Annotated in this window: 23 protein-coding genes and 1 other RNA gene; 15 read left to right on the forward strand and 9 right to left on the reverse strand. The window is 54.7% G+C overall.

Annotation, left to right across the window (positions count from 1 at the left end; genetic code table 11):
- Nucleotides 1-2 precede the first annotated feature (2 nt).
- From Q4501_RS04060 to Q4501_RS04080, 5 genes are all read right to left on the reverse strand, one after another.
- Nucleotides 3-923, reverse strand: a complete 921-nt coding sequence (locus tag Q4501_RS04060; protein WP_303594436.1) for a DUF808 domain-containing protein — start codon at nt 921-923, stop codon at nt 3-5.
- A 122-nt stretch (nt 924-1,045) separates the two neighbouring features.
- Complete coding sequence (locus tag Q4501_RS04065) at nt 1,046-2,269, reverse strand: UbiH/UbiF/VisC/COQ6 family ubiquinone biosynthesis hydroxylase (RefSeq protein ID WP_303594438.1); 1,224 nt, start codon at nt 2,267-2,269, stop codon at nt 1,046-1,048.
- Nucleotides 2,262-3,560 (reverse strand): 2-octaprenyl-6-methoxyphenyl hydroxylase, encoded by a 1,299-nt coding sequence (ubiH, locus tag Q4501_RS04070; protein ID WP_303594440.1) that lies wholly within the window; start codon nt 3,558-3,560, stop codon nt 2,262-2,264. The genes Q4501_RS04065 and ubiH overlap by 8 nt, the downstream gene beginning before the upstream one ends.
- A 4-nt stretch (nt 3,561-3,564) precedes the next feature.
- Complete coding sequence (gene pepP / locus Q4501_RS04075; protein ID WP_303594441.1) at nt 3,565-4,884, reverse strand: Xaa-Pro aminopeptidase; 1,320 nt, start codon at nt 4,882-4,884, stop codon at nt 3,565-3,567.
- Nucleotides 4,885-4,910: 26 nt separating this feature from the next.
- On the reverse strand, nt 4,911-5,510 hold the full coding sequence (locus Q4501_RS04080; RefSeq protein WP_303594443.1) for a UPF0149 family protein: 600 nt from the start codon (nt 5,508-5,510) through the stop codon (nt 4,911-4,913).
- Nucleotides 5,511-5,727: 217 nt separating this feature from the next.
- Between Q4501_RS04080 and Q4501_RS04085 the strand changes: the two genes are divergently transcribed.
- Nucleotides 5,728-6,351 carry a DUF2796 domain-containing protein gene (locus tag Q4501_RS04085; protein WP_303594444.1) on the forward strand — a complete coding sequence of 208 codons (624 nt, stop codon included), beginning with the start codon at nt 5,728-5,730 and terminating at the stop codon, nt 6,349-6,351.
- A gap of 2 nt (nt 6,352-6,353) precedes the next feature.
- On the opposite strand, the gene Q4501_RS04090 is transcribed toward Q4501_RS04085, so the two are convergent.
- Nucleotides 6,354-6,884, reverse strand: coding sequence for a DUF3299 domain-containing protein (locus Q4501_RS04090; protein WP_368497117.1), 531 nt, complete (start codon nt 6,882-6,884; stop codon nt 6,354-6,356).
- Between the two features lie 81 nt (nt 6,885-6,965).
- On the opposite strand from Q4501_RS04090, the gene Q4501_RS04095 reads away from it, so the two are divergent.
- The 6 genes from Q4501_RS04095 to Q4501_RS04120 all read left to right on the forward strand — a co-directional run bounded on the left by Q4501_RS04095 (nt 6,966) and on the right by Q4501_RS04120 (nt 10,457).
- Entirely contained in the window at nt 6,966-7,682 is a 717-nt protein-coding gene (locus Q4501_RS04095) for an ABC transporter ATP-binding protein (RefSeq protein WP_303594445.1), read from the forward strand.
- The gene (locus Q4501_RS04100) at nt 7,679-8,950 is read left to right on the forward strand and encodes an ABC transporter permease (RefSeq protein WP_303594446.1); all 1,272 of its coding nucleotides are present in this window, start codon (nt 7,679-7,681) and stop codon (nt 8,948-8,950) included. The genes Q4501_RS04095 and Q4501_RS04100 overlap by 4 nt, the downstream gene beginning before the upstream one ends.
- Before the next feature lie 126 nt (nt 8,951-9,076).
- Complete coding sequence (locus Q4501_RS04105; RefSeq protein ID WP_303594448.1) at nt 9,077-9,283, forward strand: TIGR02449 family protein; 207 nt, start codon at nt 9,077-9,079, stop codon at nt 9,281-9,283.
- Nucleotides 9,283-9,579 carry a cell division protein ZapA gene (locus Q4501_RS04110; protein WP_303594450.1) on the forward strand — a complete coding sequence of 99 codons (297 nt, stop codon included), beginning with the start codon at nt 9,283-9,285 and terminating at the stop codon, nt 9,577-9,579. The genes Q4501_RS04105 and Q4501_RS04110 overlap by 1 nt, the downstream gene beginning before the upstream one ends.
- 61 nt (nt 9,580-9,640) lie before the next feature.
- Nucleotides 9,641-9,820, forward strand: a non-coding RNA gene (ssrS, locus tag Q4501_RS04115) — 6S RNA.
- A gap of 4 nt (nt 9,821-9,824) precedes the next feature.
- On the forward strand, nt 9,825-10,457 hold the full coding sequence (locus Q4501_RS04120) for a 5-formyltetrahydrofolate cyclo-ligase (protein ID WP_303594452.1): 633 nt from the start codon (nt 9,825-9,827) through the stop codon (nt 10,455-10,457).
- A 13-nt stretch (nt 10,458-10,470) separates the two neighbouring features.
- Here Q4501_RS04120 and Q4501_RS04125 read toward each other — a convergent pair whose 3' ends face one another.
- A complete protein-coding gene (locus Q4501_RS04125; protein ID WP_303594453.1) occupies nt 10,471-10,644 on the reverse strand; it encodes a hypothetical protein in 174 nt (57 codons plus the stop codon).
- A 210-nt stretch (nt 10,645-10,854) separates the two neighbouring features.
- A complete protein-coding gene (ilvA, locus tag Q4501_RS04130; RefSeq protein WP_303594454.1) occupies nt 10,855-12,390 on the reverse strand; it encodes a threonine ammonia-lyase, biosynthetic in 1,536 nt (511 codons plus the stop codon).
- 135 nt (nt 12,391-12,525) lie between these two features.
- On the opposite strand from ilvA, the gene rpiA reads away from it, so the two are divergent.
- The 3 genes from rpiA (at nt 12,526) to ppa (ending at nt 15,184) form a co-directional block, all read left to right on the forward strand.
- Nucleotides 12,526-13,206 (forward strand): ribose-5-phosphate isomerase RpiA, encoded by a 681-nt coding sequence (gene rpiA, locus Q4501_RS04135; protein ID WP_303594455.1) that lies wholly within the window; start codon nt 12,526-12,528, stop codon nt 13,204-13,206.
- 165 nt (nt 13,207-13,371) lie between these two features.
- A complete protein-coding gene (locus Q4501_RS04140) occupies nt 13,372-14,511 on the forward strand; it encodes an acyl-CoA dehydrogenase family protein (protein WP_303594457.1) in 1,140 nt (379 codons plus the stop codon).
- Between the two features lie 145 nt (nt 14,512-14,656).
- A complete protein-coding gene (ppa, locus tag Q4501_RS04145; protein WP_303594458.1) occupies nt 14,657-15,184 on the forward strand; it encodes an inorganic diphosphatase in 528 nt (175 codons plus the stop codon).
- 70 nt (nt 15,185-15,254) lie between these two features.
- Here ppa and Q4501_RS04150 read toward each other — a convergent pair whose 3' ends face one another.
- Nucleotides 15,255-16,307 (reverse strand): DUF2333 family protein, encoded by a 1,053-nt coding sequence (locus tag Q4501_RS04150; RefSeq protein ID WP_303594459.1) that lies wholly within the window; start codon nt 16,305-16,307, stop codon nt 15,255-15,257.
- Between the two features lie 224 nt (nt 16,308-16,531).
- On the opposite strand from Q4501_RS04150, the gene Q4501_RS04155 reads away from it, so the two are divergent.
- The 5 genes from Q4501_RS04155 (at nt 16,532) to prmA (ending at nt 21,633) form a co-directional block, all read left to right on the forward strand.
- Nucleotides 16,532-18,145: a diguanylate cyclase gene (locus Q4501_RS04155; RefSeq protein ID WP_303594461.1), complete on the forward strand. Its 1,614-nt coding sequence runs from the start codon at nt 16,532-16,534 to the stop codon at nt 18,143-18,145.
- Between the two features lie 268 nt (nt 18,146-18,413).
- A complete protein-coding gene (gene aroQ / locus Q4501_RS04160; protein WP_303594463.1) occupies nt 18,414-18,854 on the forward strand; it encodes a type II 3-dehydroquinate dehydratase in 441 nt (146 codons plus the stop codon).
- Nucleotides 18,855-18,881: 27 nt separating this feature from the next.
- A complete protein-coding gene (accB, locus tag Q4501_RS04165; protein ID WP_303594465.1) occupies nt 18,882-19,343 on the forward strand; it encodes an acetyl-CoA carboxylase biotin carboxyl carrier protein in 462 nt (153 codons plus the stop codon).
- An 18-nt stretch (nt 19,344-19,361) separates the two neighbouring features.
- Entirely contained in the window at nt 19,362-20,708 is a 1,347-nt protein-coding gene (gene accC / locus Q4501_RS04170; protein ID WP_303594467.1) for an acetyl-CoA carboxylase biotin carboxylase subunit, read from the forward strand.
- A 28-nt stretch (nt 20,709-20,736) separates the two neighbouring features.
- On the forward strand, nt 20,737-21,633 hold the full coding sequence (prmA, locus tag Q4501_RS04175) for a 50S ribosomal protein L11 methyltransferase (protein WP_303594469.1): 897 nt from the start codon (nt 20,737-20,739) through the stop codon (nt 21,631-21,633).
- Nucleotides 21,634-21,640: the final 7 nt, after the last annotated feature.

The following is a 21,640-nucleotide window of genomic DNA, read 5'->3' on the forward strand; positions in this document are numbered from 1 at the left end:
AATCAGTCAGGCTTTGACCTCGATTCCCACATCCGAAGCAAGGGTGTAAGTACCGCCACCAGTAACGCACCCGACAATATGCCAATCAAACCGTTGGCCAGTACAGGTATCAAAGTGGCCGCCGGACCACCAACATCTGCTGCGAAGTGTTCGATTGCGTGATAAAGCGGCGGCACTCCATGCACCAGAATGCCACCACCTACCAGAAACATGGCCAGAGTACCGAGAATCGACAGTCCCTTCATAAGGTAGGGAGCAAGCCAGAGAATGCCATTGCCCACCCGCTGTGCCAACTCACTGTCTTTCTGGCTCAAATAGAGACCTGCATCGTCAAGCTTTACGATTCCCGCCACCAGACCGTAGACAACCACTGTCACCGCCGCAGCCACCACAGACAGCACCGCAAACTGCATTCCTATGCTGGTGCCGACTACTACACCGAGGGTAATGGCTATAATCTCCGCCGAAAGAATGAAGTCCGTTCGGATAGCGCCTTTTATCTTTCGCTTTTCCACGACTTTCAGATCGACATCGGGCTGCCTGACGGCTTTGAGCAGTTCCTTTTTGTGCTGCTTTTCCTCCTCCGAATGCAGAAATTTGTGGGCCAGCTTTTCGGCGCCTTCAAAGCAAAGAAACGCGCCGCCTAGCATCAGCAGCGGTGTAACCAGCCAGGGCACAAAAAAACTGATCGCGACCGCGGCCGGCACAAGAATCACCTTGTTCAGCATCGAGCCTTTGGCCACCGCCCAGACAACTGGCAGCTCCCGGGCTGGTTTTACGCCGGTTACCTGCTGTGCGTTAAGCGCAAGGTCATCACCCAGCACGCCAGCAGTTTTTTTTGTGGCGGCTTTTGTCATCACTGAAACATCATCAAGTATCGTGGCTATATCATCGATGAGGGCGAGTAAGCTTGCTCCAGCCATGGTATTGGGTTCCCGGGAGTATTGGTGAGGTATCGGTCGAGTGTATCCGAAAGCTGATTGCCCAGAAACCAGTTCAACTTATCTGAACTGCGCGACGGGGCGCTGGCAGCTTTTTGCCTATTCTAACTTCTCAGCCCCATCGCCTCGGCAGCAATCCGGTTTTTAACCGGGCCCAGCCCATCAAGCCAGCGCATACCGGTATTTCTGAGAAGCCTGAATGGCAGTTCATCACGGCCAAATAACTGCTTGAAGCCTTCCATCGCAGCCATCATGGTTAGATTGTCGCCCTTTCGGCGGCGCTGATAGCGCGCCAGAACCAGTTCATGAGCGGGGCTCAACCCTGTGTTTTTGGCCCTGGAGAGTTCCTCCAGCAGCACCCGGACATCGCCATAACCGAGGTTGGCACCCTGGCCTGCGAGCGGGTGGATGGTGTGGGCCGCATCTCCTACCAGTGCAAAACCGGGGGCGATGTAATCTTTGGCGTGGCGCTGCCGAAGCGGAAAGGCAAAGCGTTTGGAAACAGCTTCAACAGCTCCGAGCTCTCGTTCGATTGCTCCCTCCAGCTCCGCAGCGAAGGCGGTATCGTCCAGCGCCATCAAACGGCGGGCTTCTTCGGTATCCTGCGACCAGACGATAGAACAGAAATGTTCATCAGCGTTTTCCGGTGTCAGCGGCAAAAACGCCAGAGGCCCGGTTTGGGAAAACCGCTGCCAGGCTGTGTACCTGTGACTTTGGGCCGTGCGTACGGTGCACACAATCGCTTGCTGATCGTAATCCCATTCACGGGTCGGCAACCCTGCCCACTGGCGCAACCGTGAGTTGGCACCATCCGCTGCGATTACAAGGCGAGCACCCAGTGTCCGGCCATCCGCAAGCTCAATACTGCGTTGCTCGCCAGTCCGGGAACATCCGATAACCTGCACACCATCAATCAGCTCAACATCGCTGGCCACCACAACCTCGAACAAGGCCCGAACCAGGCTACGGTTTTCTACAATCGTTCCCAGGGCGCGTGACTGCAACTCGGCCGCATCAAAATGGATACGCCCGGTGCCGTCTCCATCCCACACGGTCATGCCTTGATAGGGGCAATGACGACCAGTCACGACACTCTGCCAGGCACCAAGGGATTCCAGCAACTGCTGGCTGGCCACAGAGATGGCACTGACTCGAGGTTCAAAATCCGCCACACCCTCGGCGGCATCTGGAACCTGCAGCAGAGTATCGCGATCACCGCCTTCGATTAACCCAACCCGCCAGCCCTGCCGGGACAAGCCAAGAGCAAGAGCGGTGCCGGTCATGCCACCGCCGACTACAAGAATATCGAACACGCTGGTGTCACTCATGCTCTGAGATCCCGTGCTGATGGCGGTCTGGCTGCTGATTGAGTCCAGGATGGTTAATGACAGCGCGGCGGCCGCCTATACCCATAGCGTTGCGCGCAAACAGGCGCTTGGCACCAGGCAACAGATCCAGACCTACCAATCCGGCATCTCTCGCTGCTGTCACCGGCGCCGGGGTTTGACCAAAGATACGAATGAGTGAATCCGAGAACTTTACGGTCTGTTGCCAGTCCGGGCGATGCAATTCGTGATAACGGCGCAAAATCTGAAAATCGCCCGGCGACCGGCCTTGCTCTGCCGCCAACCGGAACTGCTCTACTAACGTCATCAAGCCCCGCAGTGCGAGATTGAAGCCTTGCCCTGCCACCGGGTGCAAAGCGTGCGCGGCATTGCCTACCAGCGCGACACCGGGCCTTACAGGCTCGTCAACCGTGGTCAGTGTCAGGGGGTAATGATTGCATTCGCCAATTTTTGTAAACCGGCCCAGTCGCCAGCCAAAGCGATTCTGAAGCCGTTGGCATTTGTTGCTGTCAGACATTGCCAGAACAGCTTCAAGCTCTTCGTCGCTCAAAGTCCAGACCAGCGCGGACTGATGGCTTGCATGGGAAGGTGAACCCTGCGGCAGCATAGCCATGGGGCCGGCTTCGGTAAAACGCTCGAATGCTGTGAACTCATGGCTCTCACTGGTGCTTACGTTGGCAACCAGAGCGTTCTGGTCATAGCTGTGGTGGCTGGGCTGGAAGCCGAGCTTTTCTCTCAACCCGGAACGGCCTCCGTCTGCCACAATCAGGCACTGCGCCGTTATGCGGCTAATTTCATCACCGCTCTTCAGGGTAACATTCACGCCCTGCTCAGAAGACTTCATGTCGACAACTTCCGCCGGCGCTCGCCACTGGGTGTCCGTTGCCAGCAGCTCTCGCATCAGGCACAGCCCCATCCAGCGGTTGTCCACCACGTAGCCCAGAGCTTGCTGTTGATATTCCTTCGCATTCAGCCGAGTGGCGCCGAAATGGCCGCGATCAGAAACGTGAATCTGTCGAATGGGCGTTGCATGCTCCGATAATCGTGACCAGAGCCCGAGTTCTTCAAAAATCAACCGCGACCCCCAGGCCAAGGCTGTCGAGCGGGCGTCATAGCTCGGCTGATAGGATTCGGGCAAAGCATCCGCAGATAGCGGAAAAGTCTCTGCCACTGTCACCCTCAAGGCTGGCGCCACCCTGGCAAGGGCCAGCGCCAGGGTGGCGCCTGCAAGCCCGCCACCGGCAATGATCACATCAGTATCAGAGTGTTTCACAGGCTCATTCCGCCATCAGCGCTTCGATCTCTTCAACGGTTTTTGGCACCCCGTTTGTCAGTACCCGGCACCCATCTTTGGTAACCACTACATCGTCTTCAATACGGATGCCGATACCCCGCCACTTTTCATCTACATCGGTGTTGCCCGGAGAAATGTACAAGCCAGGCTCAACCGTCAGTGCCATACCCGGCTCAAGCAACCGCCACGCATCGCCGACCTTGTAGTCGCCCACGTCGTGTACATCCAGACCCAGCCAGTGGCCGGTCCGGTGCATGAAAAAAGGTTTGAAGGCTTCGTCGGCAATGGCGTCGTCGACCGTACCTGACAAAATACCCAGGTCAATCAGGCCACCGGTCAGCACTCTCAAGGCGGCCTCATGGGGATGATTCCAGTGATTGCCGGGGCGCACTGCTTCAATGGCCGCATACTGAGCGTCCAGCACAACATCATAGAGTGCCCGCTGTTCAGGGCTGAATTTGCCATTGACCGGGAAGGTACGGGTAATGTCGGAGGCGTAGCATTCCACTTCACAGCCGGCATCAATCAGTACCAGATCACCCTCTTTCAGGGGCGCCGTGTTCTCGATGTAATGCAGGATACAGCCATTGGCACCGCCACCAACAATAGACGGATAGGCCGTGGAACGTGATCCGTGTTCCATAAAGGTATAGATCAACTCAGCCTCGAGGTTGTACTCACTGCCACCCTGGCGTGCGCGCTTCATGGCGCGGCAATGGGCTTCGGCGCTAATCTCACCAGCCCTGGCCATAGCCTTGATTTCGCTGGCACTTTTGTAAAGCCGAAGGTCATGCAGCAGGTGTTCCAGCGCCACAAACTCACCCGGCGGATGCGCACCGCTTTTCACCTTGCTGCGGATAACTTTGACCCAGTCCATCACCCGGGTATCAAACCCCTGGTCTTTACCCAGTGGATAATACACCCGGCTGCGACCTTCAATCATACCGGGCAGAATGTCGTCGATATCTGCCACCGGGAAGGCGTCGTCCAGGCCGTAGCGCTCGATTGCACCCTCCGGCCCCACCAGAAAACCATCCCACAGTTCTTTTTCAGGGTTTTTCTCTTTGCAGAACAGCACCGACTCTCCGTGCTCACGGCCCGGAATCAATGCCAGCACCGCCTCTGGCTCACCAAAGCCGGTCAGGTACTGGAAATCGCTGTCTTGGCGAAATGGATGCAGTACATCCCGGTTCCGGACGCGCTCCGGCGCAGCGGGAATTATGGCAATGCTGTCAGGTGCCATGCGCTCCATCAGTTTGCGACGGCGCTCTGCAAATTCCTTGACGGGTATAATGGTTGGCATAAATTCTCCCGCAGTGTGTGAGATGATCAGTGCAGCGTTGGCGCTTGTGACGCAGGCTTTTCCGGGGGATTGAATTCGGTGAATACGGCCAGAGCCCCGAGCCGGATGTATTCCGTTATTTCAACCAACTGTTGTTCGCTTTCCTGATCAGACTCCTGGTCTTCCGAAACCTGGCTGATGGCGACCATATCTTCGATAAGTTCACGAATCTCTTCCGGTGCTTGACCTAAAGACTCGCCGGCCGACAGAGCCATACCTTCAAGAAAACCCCGTATCCAGGCCACCAGAGCTTCCAGGCGTTGGTCAAGCGCATAGTCATCGTCCGGGAGCAGTGGGTGGAAACTCATATCCGCAGACTTCAGAAACTCCAGGGTTTGTTCGTAAGCTTCTTTCATGAAAGCAGAGAGGTCATCGGCCTCCCCGGATGCACTTTCAGGCAACCCCATGTGCTCACATACCATGGCGAGCCACTCATCTTCCTCAATGCGTGCCCCGGCAGCCAAACGACCGCAAAGAGCGCCGTGAAGCTCAGATGGATGGCTAAACGCTTTATGGGTGGCAAACATGTTTGCCCAGCGTTCAAATTCAGCGGCGTAGGCCGCTCCTGCAGTGTCGGTTTCTGACATGAAACAAGACAGTCCTGTGTTATGAAGTTGGGATTTCATCCTAACATTCAGGCGGCCGCAAGGCACTCTTGCCGAACTCTTGTGAGAAGCTCTTCCGGAACTATCAAGACGCTCTCCAGTCTCTCGTCACACATTTCGTGAATACTGAGCGGTTGATTTTCACGAGGCAAGGGCAGAATATGTTATAACATATCAATTTCCACCTGAGGACAAGGTCATGATCTCCCGAAATCTCCTGGCACTATCCATCGCCTCGGCACTGCTCAGCTTACCCGCCATGGCCGCCGACAACCCCGGATCACATCAGCACGGGCATGCCGAAATGCAGCTTGCTTTCAGTGCTGACCAGGTTGAAATTCTGATTCTGTCACCGGCAGGCAACATGCTTGGATTTGAGCACGAGCCGCGCACACCAGAACAGCATGAGATGATAGAAAGTGTTACCGGCTGGTTTGGTGAAACCCCGCTGGTGAACACACTGGACTCTACGTGCACAGTGGTCGCAACCCAGGTTCAGCATGAGGTTGGCGGCGGCCATGATCACGACGAGCACGACCATGATGATCATGAACACGAAGATGACCATGACCATGACCATGACCATGACCATGACCACCACGATCATGACGAATCAGGCCACGACAACGAAGCTCAACATTCAGATATTACTGTAACCCAAACCTTGAATTGCCCTGGGCTTGATCAGTCAGCCAATCTGACAACCCCGCTTACCACCCGGTTTTCTGGTATTGAAGATCTCGATATAGCCTGGGCCGGCCCTGACGGACAAGGAGCGACTCGCCTTGAGCACGGAGAGGATTCATTCAGCCTCGGGCGCTGAATTTACTCTTCATAGGGTTCAACGGCTTCCGCCACCATCGAGTAGGAGGACGTCCCCAGATCGGTTTCCGTACGGTCGATGACAAGCGTACCAGTAACCCAGACAGGGTCGTACAAAGCCTCAAGCTTGAAGCCCTCTTTGTATTTCATGTGAATAATCTGGTTTGGGGGCGGTGGCGGCACGTGGATACAGGCGCCGTAATAAGGCACCAGGAAAAACTCGAGAATACGCATGTCTTTGGTTGTTTTCAGAGGCACGACAAAACCGGGGATTCGGCCTTCAACATTCGCCATATCCATAACAACCCTGCCGGTCATTATTTCGTCCGGTAGTAGAGGGGGCCCATCGCCCTCATGCTCCAGTTCTGGCATATTTTCAAGCAGAGCCAGATCTTCAGCGGGCATCAGTTCCAGCCAGTCGATTTCCCGCATCTCCTGCTTCGGCTCGGAGTGGGCTGGAGCAGCAACGCTCAGCAGGACAACCAACAGGGACAGAAAATGCACCCCGGCAGGGCAACGTAAGAAATGGATCATTAGCAAAGCTCTCCGGAAAACTGACAGCGACGTGAACGCGACACAAGCCAGACATGATACACGGGGCAGATACAGATCAACATGAACAGCCAGTCAGAAAGCAGCGTGCAAATATCTGCAGATAGATCTGCGGCAATTGAAGTCAAAGACCTCTCGTTTCGCTGGGACAAGCATCAGCCCGCACTTACTTTCCCTGATCTATATCTGCCACAGGGCGAGCACCTGTTCCTTCACGGTGCAAGCGGAACCGGCAAGAGTACATTTCTGAGCCTGCTGGCGGGCATGCTTTCGCCAGCAAGTGGCACCATCACCATGCTGGGCACTGCCATTCAGAAGCTGGGGGCGGGGAAACGTGACCGGTTCCGGGCTGATCATATCGGCGTGATCTTCCAGCAATTCAACCTTGTCCCCTACCTTACGGCTGAGGCCAACGTGACCCTGCCCTGCCGGCTCTCGCGCATGCGAAACATTTCAACAGGCCAGAATTCAGCTGCAGCGGCTGAACGGCTACTCACCGCACTAGCCATTCCTGAAAGCCACTGGCAAAGGAAGGTCACCCAGCTCAGCATTGGTCAGCAGCAACGCATTGCCGCTGCGCGGGCCCTTATAGGTTCGCCAGAGATTATTCTGGCCGACGAGCCCACCTCTGCCCTGGACAGCGATAACCGAGATCGCTTCATCGATCTATTGCTAACGCTGGCCGAAGAATCCAATACCTCCGTTCTGTTCGTCAGCCACGACCGCTCCCTCGCCCAGCGGTTTCACCACCAGATTCAACTCGGGGAGGTACCGGCATGAAAGCTCGTCTGGCAATCTCACTGGCATCTGCAAGCCTCTGGCATCGGCGCAAGGTGTTAGCCCTGGTGTGCCTCACTCTTACTTTAAGCGTCACTTTACTGCTCGGTATCCAGTATCTGCGCACAGAAGTAAAGCAGTCCTTCACCAGCACCATCAGCGATACAGATCTGATCATCGGTGCCCGCAGCGGCCAGCTCAACCTCTTGCTGTATACGGTCTTCCATATCGGTGATGCCACAAATAACATTCGGTGGTCTACCTTTCAGGATCTTAAGGAGGACTCCCGTATTGACTGGCTGATCCCCATTTCTCTGGGCGATAGCTACAAAGGGTTTCGGGTTGTCGGAACCGACCAAGGGTTTGGCAAGCATTTCCGGTTCGGGCGGGGCCAACCTCTGACTTTGGCCAGCGGCCAATGGTTTGACGGGGTTTTCGATGTGGTCCTTGGGGCAGGTGTTGCCAAACAACTGAACCACGCCCTTGATGACAAAATCATACTTTCCCATGGCGGCGGCCGCACCAGCTTCTCCAATCACACAAACACGCCGTTCACGGTGACGGGCATTCTTGACGCTACAGGCACACCCGTGGATCAAGCGGTCTACATCAGCCTTCAGGGCATGGAAGCCATACATGTAGGCTGGGAGTCCGGCATTGCGATTCCGGGCCGCACTCTCACGCCTGAGCAAGCTGAGGGGCGGGATTTCACACCCGGCAACATTACCGCTGTCTTCGCCGGACTGGATCGCAAGATCCTGACGTTTCGCGTGCAGCGTGATTTGAACCAATACTCCGGTGAACCACTCTCTGCTGTTCTGCCAGGCGTTGCTCTGAGCGAACTCTGGCGCCTGATGAGCCAGTTTGAACGGGCACTATTTGCGATAACCGGGTTCGTGGTGATTACCAGTCTGATTGGATTGGTTGCGGTGCTGCTCACACTGCAAACCCAACGCGCCCATGAAATAGCCATTCTGCGCGCTACAGGCGCCTCCCCCGGGCTGATCGCAAGCCTTTATCTCATTGAGTGTCTGGCCCTGGCAGTGGTCGCCTGCCTGGCTGCGCTTGCGTTCAGCGCACTCGCAGTCTCCATGCTGGGTCCCTGGTTGCTCACAAACTATGGCATTCAGATTCCACTGCGCGCACTGAACCTCGACGAATGGGCTCTGCTGATATCCGTGCCGCTTGCCGCTGTAGTAGTGGCTTTGATTCCGGCATTCAGCGCTTGGCGCCAAAGCCGCTCACAAGGCCTTGGAAGTGGCGCGGAGTAGTGATGCAGGTCTCGCTGGCACGCCAAAACAAGGCGAATGACCGCTTATGACAGCCCCGTAAATTGACCGTTATGGCGTCCGCACTTATAGTTAGGCGCAATAACATCAACCTATGCTGGGCACGTCATGGAACAGTCCGAAGTACAAGCATTAGCGGACAAGCTGGACAAGCTGATCGAACACTGCCAGAAACTGGAGCAGAACAACGCCACTCTGAGGCAGTTGCAGGATGACTGGAACCGGGAACGGTCCCAGCTTATTCAGAAGAATGATCTTGCGAAAAACAAGATCGAAGCCATGATCAGCCGCCTTCGGGCACTGGAGCATCATTGATGTCTAAGCAGTCCACCACCGTTGAGGTAAAAATTCTTGATAAGGAGTACCTGGTCGCCTGCCCCGCAGAAGAACAGGAAGCCCTTATCCGTGCCGCCAGGCATCTGGACAACAAAATGCGCGAAATACGTACCGGCGGCAAGGTATTCGGAACCGAGCGTATCGCTGTCATGGCTGCACTGAACATGACCCACGAACTGCTCGAGCGGGACACCATGTCCGATGCCACCAGCACATTGCTGAAGGCGATGGACAGCAAGCTGGAAAACGCCCTCGGAGAATCCTCCAACCACTGAATCTGCGAAGATTCCCCGATAGGTGTTGCAATCGGCCCCGGGTCTGCCCCTATAATGAATCTACTTCCTGGGCTGTTCGCTGGTCGGATTCGTCCTCGAGCCGATGCGCACTACCCAGGTGGCTACTTTAGGGCATTGTGAGCATGTCCCCGTTAGGGGAAAGCCTAATATGTCACAGCGGCCACCGACCTTGAACTCTGGGTTCAAGGGCCACATCCGATAACGGCAGCCCGGGAAGCTTTATTTTGAGCCAGACAATCGACTCACACCATTCTGACTCCGGTTTACTTTCCTTACCTCGCCAACAACTGCGTAAACAGCTGCGCCAGCGCAGACGCATGTTGTCGCCCCGGGAACAGGAACAGGCCTCCGCTTCTCTTGCGCTGAATCTTCTGAAAAACCCGGACCTGCATCGGGCAAGGCACGTAGCCATTTATCTGCCCAACGACGGCGAGATTGATCCGCACCCGTACATGGCTATGGCCCGTCGCAAAGGCATTCATTTCTACCTGCCGGTGTTGCACCCTATTCACCCGGGAAAACTGGTTTTCAGCCCTTATTTCGACGGTGTAGAGCTGACTGCCAACCGTTTTGGCATTCCCGAACCCGCATTCAGCAATGGGCTCCGGCGACCAGCCTGGGCTTTGGACGCAGTGCTGTTCCCGTTAGTGGGTTTTGACGAACGCGGGGGGCGACTGGGGATGGGAGGCGGATTCTATGATCGGACTTTCGCATTCACCCGCCTGCGGCCGCGACTGGCGCCAAAACTGATTGGCCTGGCTCACGACTTTCAAAAGGTGGAAAAATTGCCGATTGAACCCTGGGATGTTCCGCTACACAGTGTTGCAACAAACCGGCGGCTTTACCGGGTCAAATAATACAGGAGCGTCTTTACCGGGATAGCGGGATTTCGGTCATCTGCGTCGAACCCACCGAGACAGAGCTTTGCATAACGGCAGCAGCGGGCCGGTCTTCCGACGCCTGAAGCGAGGTAAACCCGGTAATAACAAGGCCGACAGCAAAAATCAGCACAATTGCCCGGATAATATCAGGCTTGCCACCCATGACACTTCTTCCTGTTTCAGATAGGTTAATTCTGCGGAAAATCAGTTAGCTATTCTTGATTTCAAGAATGTGACAAAAGACTAACACGCATCCCGATTTTTACAATTTTTGACAGATTAAAGTTCAGTAAGAAAACTGACGGGGCATTCAGATAAATCGGGTTCAGGGGCCAACCCGAAAGAGACCTTCCGGGCCGCCCTTGTTTGCAGGCTAGGATGTTTTACCGTTCCCCGCTCCCAGGAACAGTTGGTACGCTTCGTTATCCGTCATGTTTTCATAACGGAAGCCCACTTTTTCAAGCATTGCTTCGAAGTCTTTTACTTCATCATCTTGTACCTGAGCCCCCAGCAATACACGACTGTACGCCGCGCCGTGGTTGCGGTAATGAAACATGGAAATATTCCAGCGCGTTCCCAGAGACATCAGGAATTTCAGCAGAGCTCCCGGGCGCTCGGGAAACTCGAACTGGAAAACTTTCTCGTTGGTAATCGTAGGTGCGTGGCCACCGACCATGTGGCGAATGTGCTGTTTCGCCATATCACTGTCGGTGAGGTCCAGCACGGAGTAGCCTTTTTCACGGAGTTCCTGCACCAGCTCATCTCGACCCAGCCCACCTGCCTGAACCTGGACACCCACAAAGATCGTTGCCTGAGCTGCGTCGGCGTAACGGTAGTTGAACTCGGTAATGCTGCGCTTGTGCAGCGCGTTGATAAAAGTTTTGAAAGCACCAGGCCTCTCTGGAATGGTAACCGCGAGGATAGCCTCACGTTTCTCACCGACTTCGGTGCGTTCAGAAATGTAGCGCAGACGGTCAAAGTTCATGTTCGCGCCACTCAGAGTGGCGATCAGATTTTCATTCTCAATCTTTTCCCGCTCGATGTACTTCTTGATGCCGGCCACACCCAACGCACCGGCAGGCTCGGAAATGGATCGCGTATCCTCGAAGATATCCTTGATGGCTGCACAGATTTCATCGGTGGAGACGGTAATCACCTCGTCCACGTGATCCTTACAGATCTCCCAGGGGTATTCACCAATCTGCTTGACTGCTACACCATCTGCGAAGATGCCCACCTCATCCAGAATAACGCGCTCGCCTGCTTTCAAGGCGGCCTGCAAGCAATTGGAGTCTTCAGGCTCCACACCGATCACCTTCACTTCAGGGCGCAAGTATTTAATGTAGGCAGCCATGCCGGCGATAAGCCCGCCACCGCCCACACAGATAAACACCGCGTGAATCGGCTTGCTGAACTGCCAAAGCATCTCCATGGCGACCGTACCCTGCCCGGCGATGACGTCGGGGTCATCATAGGGGGGAATGTAAGTGTAACCATGCTTCTCAATCAGTTCATGGGCATGAGCCGCGGCTTCATCAAAGGCATCACCCCGGAGCACAACTTTCGCGCCATGGTCGCGCACAGAGCGCACCTTGATTTCTGGCGTGGTCTGCGGCATGACAATAACAGCCTTGATGCCCAACTTCTTCGCCGCAAGCGCTACACCCTGAGCGTGATTGCCGGCAGAAGCGCATATCACGCCCTTGGCTTTCTGTTCTTCCGACAGCTGCGCAATCCGGTTATAGGCTCCGCGAATCTTGAAAGAAAACACCGGCTGAAGGTCTTCCCGCTTGAGCATAATATTGTTGCCAAAGCGCTTGGACAGGCTGCGGGCTTCAGTGAGGGGTGTTTCAATGGCCACGTCATAGACGCGCGCATCGAGAATCTTCTTGATGTAGCGTTGCGGCATGATGGTTCCGGTTGCTGATGATTGGTCGGGGAAAACCTACAGTGTAGAAAGTTTGCACGGCAGCCGTCTATAAGCAGGCGCCCCTTAAGCGCTATAATGGGCACGAACTCATAAGATTTTCACCCGGAGCGCTCAATGACCCAGGACGAACTCAAGAAAGCCGTTGCCAAAGCTGCAGTGGACTACATTGCACCGCGCCTGGAGCGCGACAGCATCATCGGTGTTGGCACGGGAAGCACTGCCAACTTCTTTATCGATATGCTTGCAGACCTGAAAACCGAGTTCGACGGCGCTGTCGCCAGCTCAGAAGCAACGGCGGAACGCCTGAAAAGCCACGGCATTCCTGTGTACGACCTGAACAGTGCCGGGGAATTGGAGTTTTACGTGGATGGGGCAGATGAAACCAACGAACACCTTGAGCTGATCAAAGGCGGCGGCGGCGCCCTGACGCGCGAGAAGATTGTTGCGGAAGTTGCCAAAACCTTTATCTGTATTGCAGACGAATCCAAGAAAGTAGACTTGCTCGGCGAATTTCCCTTGCCGGTGGAGGTACTTCCTATGGCCCGCAGCCATGTTGGTCGCGAAATCGTCAAGCTCGGCGGTGATCCGGTCTACCGGGACGGTTTCACCACCGACAACGGTAATATTATTCTGGACATATACAATCTGGATATTTCCCGCCCGATCCAGGTTGAGGAAAGGTTGAACAACATTGTAGGCGTTGTCACTAACGGCCTGTTCGCTCGCCGCCCGGCAGACCTGCTATTACTCGGCACCAGCAACGGGGTCGAGAGCATCCCACGCAAAGGCATCTGACCCGGCAAACTCGTATCAACTCATGTTCGTCGAAGATAGCACGATACAAACTGGCCTCTCAGGCCAGTTTTTTTTGTGCCTGACACACCAACAACCAAGCGCTTGCTTGGTACATGGAATTGCGCGACACTACCTCACATCACGTCCGATCAGAGGTGTTTTATCGTGTCCGATTACTTCAACGAGACTCATGAGCAAGCGCGCTTGAGCGCGCGCAAGTTCATCAACACTCACGTTCTCCCTCATATTGATGAATGGGAGGAGGCTGGTGAATTTCCTCGTGAAATTTTCCGGATGGCAGGTGATGCCGGGTTGCTCGCCATCGGATTTCCCGAGGCACTGGGCGGCGTGGGGGCTGGCGATGTATTCCTGAAAGTCGCCGTTTCCGAAGAACTGATGCGCTCCACCTCTGGCGGCTTTGTTGCCAGCCTGGGCTCTCTGGACATCGGCCTGCCACCCGTCGCCAAATGGGCAAAGAAAGAGGTACGTGAACAGATCGTCCCCCAGGTCCTCAGTGGTGAGAAGATTTCTGCATTGGCTATTACCGAGCCCGGTGGCGGCTCCGATGTAGCCAGCCTGAAAACCCGTGCGGTGAAGGACGGTGATCATTTCGTGGTGAACGGCAGCAAAACCTTTATTACCAGTGGCACCCGTGCGGATCATTACACGGTTGCCGTGCGCACCGGCGGTGAAGGCCATGGCGGTATCAGCCTGCTGTTGATTGATCGCGACATGCCAGGTTTCTCTAATGGCAAGAAGCTGAGAAAAATGGGCTGGTGGGCCAGCGATACGGCGGAGCTCTTCTTCGAAGACTGTCGAGTACCTGCCGACCGCCTGATTGGCGCGGAAAACGCAGGCTTTATCGCCATTATGAGCAACTTTCTGTCGGAACGCCTGATGCTCTCGGTCATGGCATACATGACGGCTCAGCTGGCCTACGAAACGGCAATGGAGTATGCCAAAACGCGCAAAGCGTTCGGGCGCAACATTGCCGGCTTTCAGGTTACCCGCCACAAATTGGTGGATATGGCGACCCAGATCGACGTGGCCCGCGAATACACCTATCGCTGCGCAGCCCTTATGCAAGCGGGCAAGAACCCGATCACCCAGGTGGCCATGGCGAAGAATTTTTCTGTGGAGATCTGCGAGAAGGTTACCCGCGAGGCCGTGCAGATTTTCGGGGGAATGGGTTATATGCGGGAATCGGTCGTTGACCGTCTTTACCGGGACGCGAAGATTCTTTCGATAGGCGGTGGCACCACGGAGATCATGAAGGAGCTGATTGCCAAGCAGATCAAGCTGTAGGTTTTTACTTTCCCAGAATCAAGCCCACTCAGGGGACCGGGCTGGCATACCAAGGTTTAGTTTCGGATGATTGTAGAGTCCCGTATAATTGCGCCTACTTTTCGAGCACAGTTAAACGAACTTCACATATCAGGAAGGATCTCACATGCAATTCGATAACATTCCCGCAGGCAAGAACCCGCCTGAAGACATCTACGTTGCCATCGAAATTCCGGCCAACAGCTCTCCAGTAAAGTATGAGCTGGACAAAGACATGGGCGCACTGCTGGTTGACCGATTTATGGCAACGCCTATGTTTTATCCAGCGAACTACGGGTTCATCCCGCACACGCTGGCTGACGACGGCGACCCACTGGACGTTCTGGTTGTTACTCCTTACCCGATTCAGGCCGGCTCAGTGATCCGCTGCCGTCCGGTAGGCGTCCTGAACATGGAAGACGAGGCAGGCGGAGATGCGAAGCTGGTCGCAGTGCCTCACGACAAGCTGACCAATGCTTACCAGGATGTGAAGGAAATTGACGACCTGCCAACATTGTTGCGCGATCAGATCCGTCATTTCTTTGAAAACTACAAAACCCTTGAGCCGGGCAAATGGGTCAAGGTGCAGGGCTGGGATAACGCTGCCGCTGCGAAGCAAGCTATTGTGGACTCGATCAACGCCTACAAAGGCTGAGCCGAGCACCAGATAATAAAAAACCGGGCTAATCCAACAGCCCGGTTTTTTTATGTCTGCGCAAAACCCCTTAGCCCCGCGACAAGAGATCCCGCATATCGCTGATCGCTGCATTGGCGCGAGATAGATAGGCAGCCATGGTCAGAGAGTGGTTAGCCAGAACACCAAACCCGCTCCCGTTCAGGATAACCGGGCTCCACATGTCGCCCTGAGCACCTTCAAGCTCAATAATCACCTGTTTAACGCTGGAAACGGCATTCTTGTCCTGAAGCACCTTGCGGAAATCGACTTCTATCGCACGGAAAATGTGCAGCAGCGCCCAGGAGCTTCCACGGGCTTCGTAAAACACGTCGTCGATTTTAGTCCAATCGGTTTTTATATCCCCACCACCTTTCTCTTCATTCAGCGGGTTGTCTGCGTCAATATTGGCGACCGCTTCTGATACCGATGCCTTGCCGACACTCTCACCGAGAGTGCGCGAAAGACTACCCAGGCGGGTCTCCAGATCGGCCAGCCAGTTACCAAGATTGTCGGCTCTGGCGAAGAACTGGGCGTTGGCCTGCTCCGGGCTGGAAAGGCGATTAAGGTAGCGCTTCAGCGCTGTAATGCCCCGACGGTACTCGGCTTCTGTCGATGGAATGGCCCAGCTTTCGCTGTCAAAGTGAAACTGCGGCTCGGCAATGATCAGATCCGGATCTTCCGCCGACTGACTCTGAGAGCGGCTGATGTCCTTGCGCATGGCACGGGAGAGATCGCGCAACTGCACCAGTACACCATATTCCCAGTTGGGAATGTTATCCAGCCAAAGGCCCGGCGGGAAAATATCGTTTGAAATGTATCCGCCCGGCTTATCCAGAAGGGTTTCGGCAATGCGAATCATGGTTACAGTTGTGGCAAAGCCAGTTACTGGCTCGCGCTGCATCTCATTGGCAACAGCCCGGGTATGCTCGCGTACGGAAAAAGGCTCGGGCTCGCTCGACCAGTACATCCCCAATACCACTGTCACCAGCAGATACACCAGCAGCACAACTGCTATAAATTTGCCGATCACGCCATTGTTGCCGGCATAATCCTGAGCATCATCCTTTTTATCTCTGAAGTACTGTCTGATTTTGCCTGGCATATTACGTTAAGCCCCTTGTCTATTGATTGGCCGTACAAATGTTCTGCCTCGATCCTAACCTATGGTGCCTTTTATATACAGATCGTAGAAATGACAAACCGTTACACAGTGCAACCTTCGCCGACAACTCTAAACACTATAGACTCCAAAAACAGACTAAGGTTGGGAAAATCGTCCACACTGGAAAGGACGGCCCATAATGAAAAAATACAGGCCGGAGCACAATGAGCGACGCAAGCCAGAAAGAAAAACTCAGGCAGCACTTTGCTCGCCGCGTAACGACCCAGGCACGAGTCGTTCTGGATACATGGCAGAAAATCCACACCGATACCGATTCATTTGCAGCTCATCGCGAAGAGCTCTTGTCTGCGTCCGACAAACTGGTGCGTTACGCACAGCGGTTTGAAATGTCGGGCCATGCCGATGCGGGCAGCCAAATTCTCCGAATCATGCAGGCCTGGCCTGCTGACAGATCTCTGGATGATTCCACTGAGCGACAACTCCAGGACGCCATAGACGCGTTGGCGCGCAGCACCCTCAGGCGAACAGACCAAAGCAATACCGAGGCACCTCATCAATTTCGGCGGACACCGGTTTATATTGCACTTGCAAACGGCGAGATGGCGAACAGACTGATTCGCCAGCTAGAGTTTTTCGGCTTCCGCGCATCAGCTTTTGATTCTGCGGACGAGTTGATCGAGGCCTGCGCACTTCATAAGCCAGAGACCATCCTGATGGATGTGAACTTTGGCGGCAGTGTGAACGCAGGCATCTCGACTATTGAGCATCTGCAGGAGCGACACGACACACCCATCCCGATCATTTTCATGAGCGATGAAGACGGCACTATACAGACCCGTCTGCGTGCATCCCGCTGCGGTGGAGAGGAATTCTTCTACCCGGCAGTTGACCCCGGCCAACTTATCGAAAAAATCGAAACCTACACCCACGGCAACACAGTTGAACCCTATCGAGTGCTGGTGCTGGATGACTCCAGAGCACAGGCAAAATTCATGGAAACGGTTCTGAAACGCGCAGGCATGACCGCACACATTATTACCGACCCCATGGAAATCATCGATTCTCTCGACATGTTTTCCCCGGAAATCATTGTTCTCGACATGTACATGCCCGGTTGCACCGGCATGGAGATTGCCCGGGTGATCCGCCAGCAGGACCGGTTTCACAGTGTGCCAATCATTTACCTCTCGGCCGAAGACGATGTCACAAAACAGCTGCATGCCATGAGCCTGGGAGGCGATGATTTTTTAACCAAACCTATTGACCCAAAGCACCTGATTGCAACGCTTCATAATCGGGGCCGGCGCGCACGCTCCCTGCTGGCTCTTATGATCCGTGACAGCCTTACCGGGCTCTACAATCACACTCATACGCTGTACCTTCTGGACCAGGAAATAGTCCGGGCCCGACAAAAAAACCAGTCTCTGTGCTTTGCGATGATCGACATTGATTACTTCAAAAAGGTGAATGACACCTTCGGGCACCCCATTGGCGACCGTGTTCTTCGTAGTCTTTCGATGTTTCTCAAGCAGCGCCTACGCAAAACCGACCATATTGGCCGTTATGGCGGCGAAGAGTTCGCAATCATCTTGCCTGATACCCGCCCCAGCGACGCCCGCAACGTTCTCAACGAAATCCGGGAGCGTTTCGCTGAACTTCTGCAGCCTGCAGGTGACAGGGAATTCAATGTCACCTTCAGCTGCGGCGTAACGGCCTGGGATAACGAGCCATCCCAGACTCTGTGCGAGCGGGCAGATCGTGCGCTCTACACCTCGAAAGAATATGGCCGCAACTGCGTTACGCTTGCCGACAACTGAAAGTCGAAGATAGCGGGCCGGGCAGCCCTTAAGCGCTGCCCGTATGAAACCATCGTCGTATAGAAGTCCTCCCCGCCGTTCACGACAATGATCGCTATCATTCGAAACGCCTCACTTCGGCTTTCCCGGCCTTTTTTGCTACAAGCCGCGGGCAATAGGGAACATTGTCAAAAAGTGTTGATCTGAAGAAAAAAAGCACACACCATTACTGGAAAATGCCGTTATTTTCGGCGATCCTGTTTAAAAGATAAAAAAGGCAGACGCATCCATGTCTACAATTCTCGTACTCCATGGCCCCAACCTGAACATGCTCGGAACCCGCGAGCCGGAGGTTTATGGCCACGAGACTCTGGCAGATATTGATGAGCGCCTGAGGGAGAAAGCGGCAGACCAAGGTCATCATCTGTTGCACCTGCAATCGAATGCCGAATACGAACTTATTGAGCGGATTCATGAAGCCCGGGCAGAAGGCGTGGACTTCATCATTATCAATCCCGCCGCCTTTACTCACACCAGCGTCGCCTTAAGGGACGCCATACTGGCTTCAGGAATTCCGTTTATAGAAGTACATCTTTCCAACGTGCATGCGCGGGAAGCATTCCGCCATCACTCCTATTTTTCCGATATCGCCGAAGGCGTTATCTGCGGGCTGGGCAGCCAGGGATACGAACTCGCGCTGCAGGCCGCAATCCAACGAACTCACCGATAGACCTGACAACACAGGACTGGACTAACTATGGATATTCGCAAAGTCAAAAAACTGATCGAACTGCTCGAGGAGTCTGATGTCGAGGAGCTTGAGATTCACGAAGGAGATGATTCTGTTCGCATCTCCCGTCGTCGGGAACAGGCTTCAGGCGCTCAATACATCAGCCACTACGCGCAGCAGCCGGCCCAATATGCTCCGGCGCCTGAAACCCCGGGCCCGGTACAGGAAGAAAGCCCGCAACAAACCGTGCACAGCGGACATGCGCTGCGCTCACCCATGGTGGGAACCTTTTACCGGGCACCATCTCCTACGGCGGATTCTTTCGCAGAAATCGGCCAGCAGGTTAAAGCTGGTGACGTTGTCTGCATTGTCGAGGCCATGAAAATGATGAACCAGATTGAGGCCGACAAGAGCGGTACGATCACTGAAATTCTGGTTGATAATGGCCAGCCTGTGGAGTTTGACCAGCCGCTGATAATCATTTCCTGAACCCGGTGATAGCTAATCATGGCCATGTTAGAAAAAGTTCTGATCGCAAACCGGGGTGAAATAGCCCTCAGGATCTTGCGTGCCTGCAAGGAGCTCGGCATCAAAACCGTGGCGGTCCACTCAAAAGTTGACCGCGACTTGATGCACGTGCGTCTGGCCGATGAATCCGTATGCATCGGCCCCAATAGCCCTTTGGAAAGTTACCTCAATATTCCAGCAATCATCAGTGCCGCTGAAGTAACGGATTCCGTAGGCATCCACCCCGGCTACGGTTTTCTTGCCGAAAATGCCGATTTTGCCGAACAGGTCGAAAAAAGCGGTTTCCGCTTTATCGGTCCCAGGGCAGAAACCATTCGCCTGATGGGCAACAAAGTATCTGCCATTAACGCGATGATTCGCGCAGGCGTGCCCACGGTCCCCGGTTCAGACGGCCCGCTGACCGATGACGACGAACGGACTCTGGCGGTTGCTCGTAAAATCGGCTACCCGGTAATGATCAAAGCAGCATCCGGTGGCGGCGGTCGCGGCATGCAAGTAGTTCATTCCGAAGCTGCATTGCTTAAGGGTGTTCAGATTACCCAGAGCGAAGCGCGAAATGCGTTCGGCGATCCCACGGTTTATCTGGAAAAATTTCTGGAAACGCCGCGCCACGTAGAAGTTCAGGTTCTGGCCGACATGCACGGCAACTGCATCCACCTGGGTGACCGCGACTGTTCCATGCAGCGCCGCAATCAAAAGGTCATAGAAGAAGCGCCGGCTCCGAATATCAACGCGGAATCCCGTGAGCGCACCCTTAAAGCGTGCGTGGATGCCTGCAAGGAAATCGGCTATGTCGGTGCCGGCACATTCGAGTTCCTGTATCAGGATGGTGAGTTCTTTTTCATCGAAATGAACACGCGCGTGCAAGTGGAGCACCCGGTCTCTGAAATGGTCACCGGTGTGGACATCGTTCGTGAACAACTGCGCATTGCCAGTGGTCTGCCTCTTCAGTACAAGCAGGAAGATATTCAGATCATGGGCCATGCTATTGAATGTCGCATTAACGCCGAAGACCCTGATACGTTTGTACCCAGCCCAGGCAAAGTGAAACACTTTCACGCTCCCGGCGGTTACGGTGTGCGGGTAGACTCGCACTTGTACAGTGGCTATACGGTGCCTCCGTTTTATGACTCACTGATCGCCAAGCTGATCACTTGGGGCGATGATCGACAGATAGCTCGCAGGCGCATGAAAAACGCTCTGGACGAGTTATTGGTGGACGGTATTAAAACCAACCAGCCTCTGCATCGAAAACTGGTGCGCGATGGTGGCTTTAAAACTGTAGACTTCACTATCCATTACCTTGAGAAATTGATGCGGGATTAAAATCCTGCATCACAATGCAGGAAGATATATGCCCTGGATACAACTTCAGATCCCGGCTGATCCCGATACGGCGGATCAGCTAGAGGATCTGCTTATGGAGATGGGCGCTGATGCCGTTTCCTTGGAAGACGCGGCCGATCAGCCACTCTATGAACCCGATCACGGCACCACTCCCTTATGGAGCCAGACCAGTGTTACCGGCCTCTTCCAATCAGACCGGGACATAGACCAGTTGTGCGCAGATGTGCGCAACGCCTGGCATCAACAAACCCAGCAATCTCTCGCAGACATTGACGTTACCCTGGTTGAAGACAAGGACTGGGAACGAGCCTGCATGGACGATTTTCATCCACTGCAATTCGGCAAACGCCTTTGGATTGTGCCGAGTTGGCGCGAAGCGCCCGATCCGGATGCAGCGAACTTGCTGCTGGACCCGGGATTGGCTTTCGGCACAGGCACCCATCCGACTACTGCACTCTGCCTTGAGTGGCTGGACGGAGAGGACCTCAATGGAAAGCAAGTAACTGATTACGGTTGCGGTTCCGGCATCCTTGGCCTTGCGGCGCTGTTACTGGGCGCCAAACATGTGGTTGGCGTGGACACTGACCACCAGGCACTGGAAGCCAGCCGGGAAAACGCTCGTCGTAATAACGTGGAAGAAGCCAGGCTCGATCTTTATCTTCCCGAGAATGAGCCAGACACTAAAGCCGACATCATGCTTGCAAACATTCTTGCGCAGCCTCTGATTGGCCTGGCGCCGCATCTCGCAGCACTGACAAAGCCCGGGGGCGACCTGGTGCTTTCAGGCATTCTGTCAAACCAGGCCCGCGATGTGATGGCCGCCTACGAACCCTGGTTTATAATGAATGAACCGGAACAACGTGAAGAGTGGATACGCCTCACAGGACGCCGTAACGACAGATGACGAAGGC

It is taken from the genome of Marinobacter sp. 2_MG-2023 (assembly GCF_030546935.1).
Lineage (GTDB): Bacteria > Pseudomonadota > Gammaproteobacteria > Pseudomonadales > Oleiphilaceae > Marinobacter.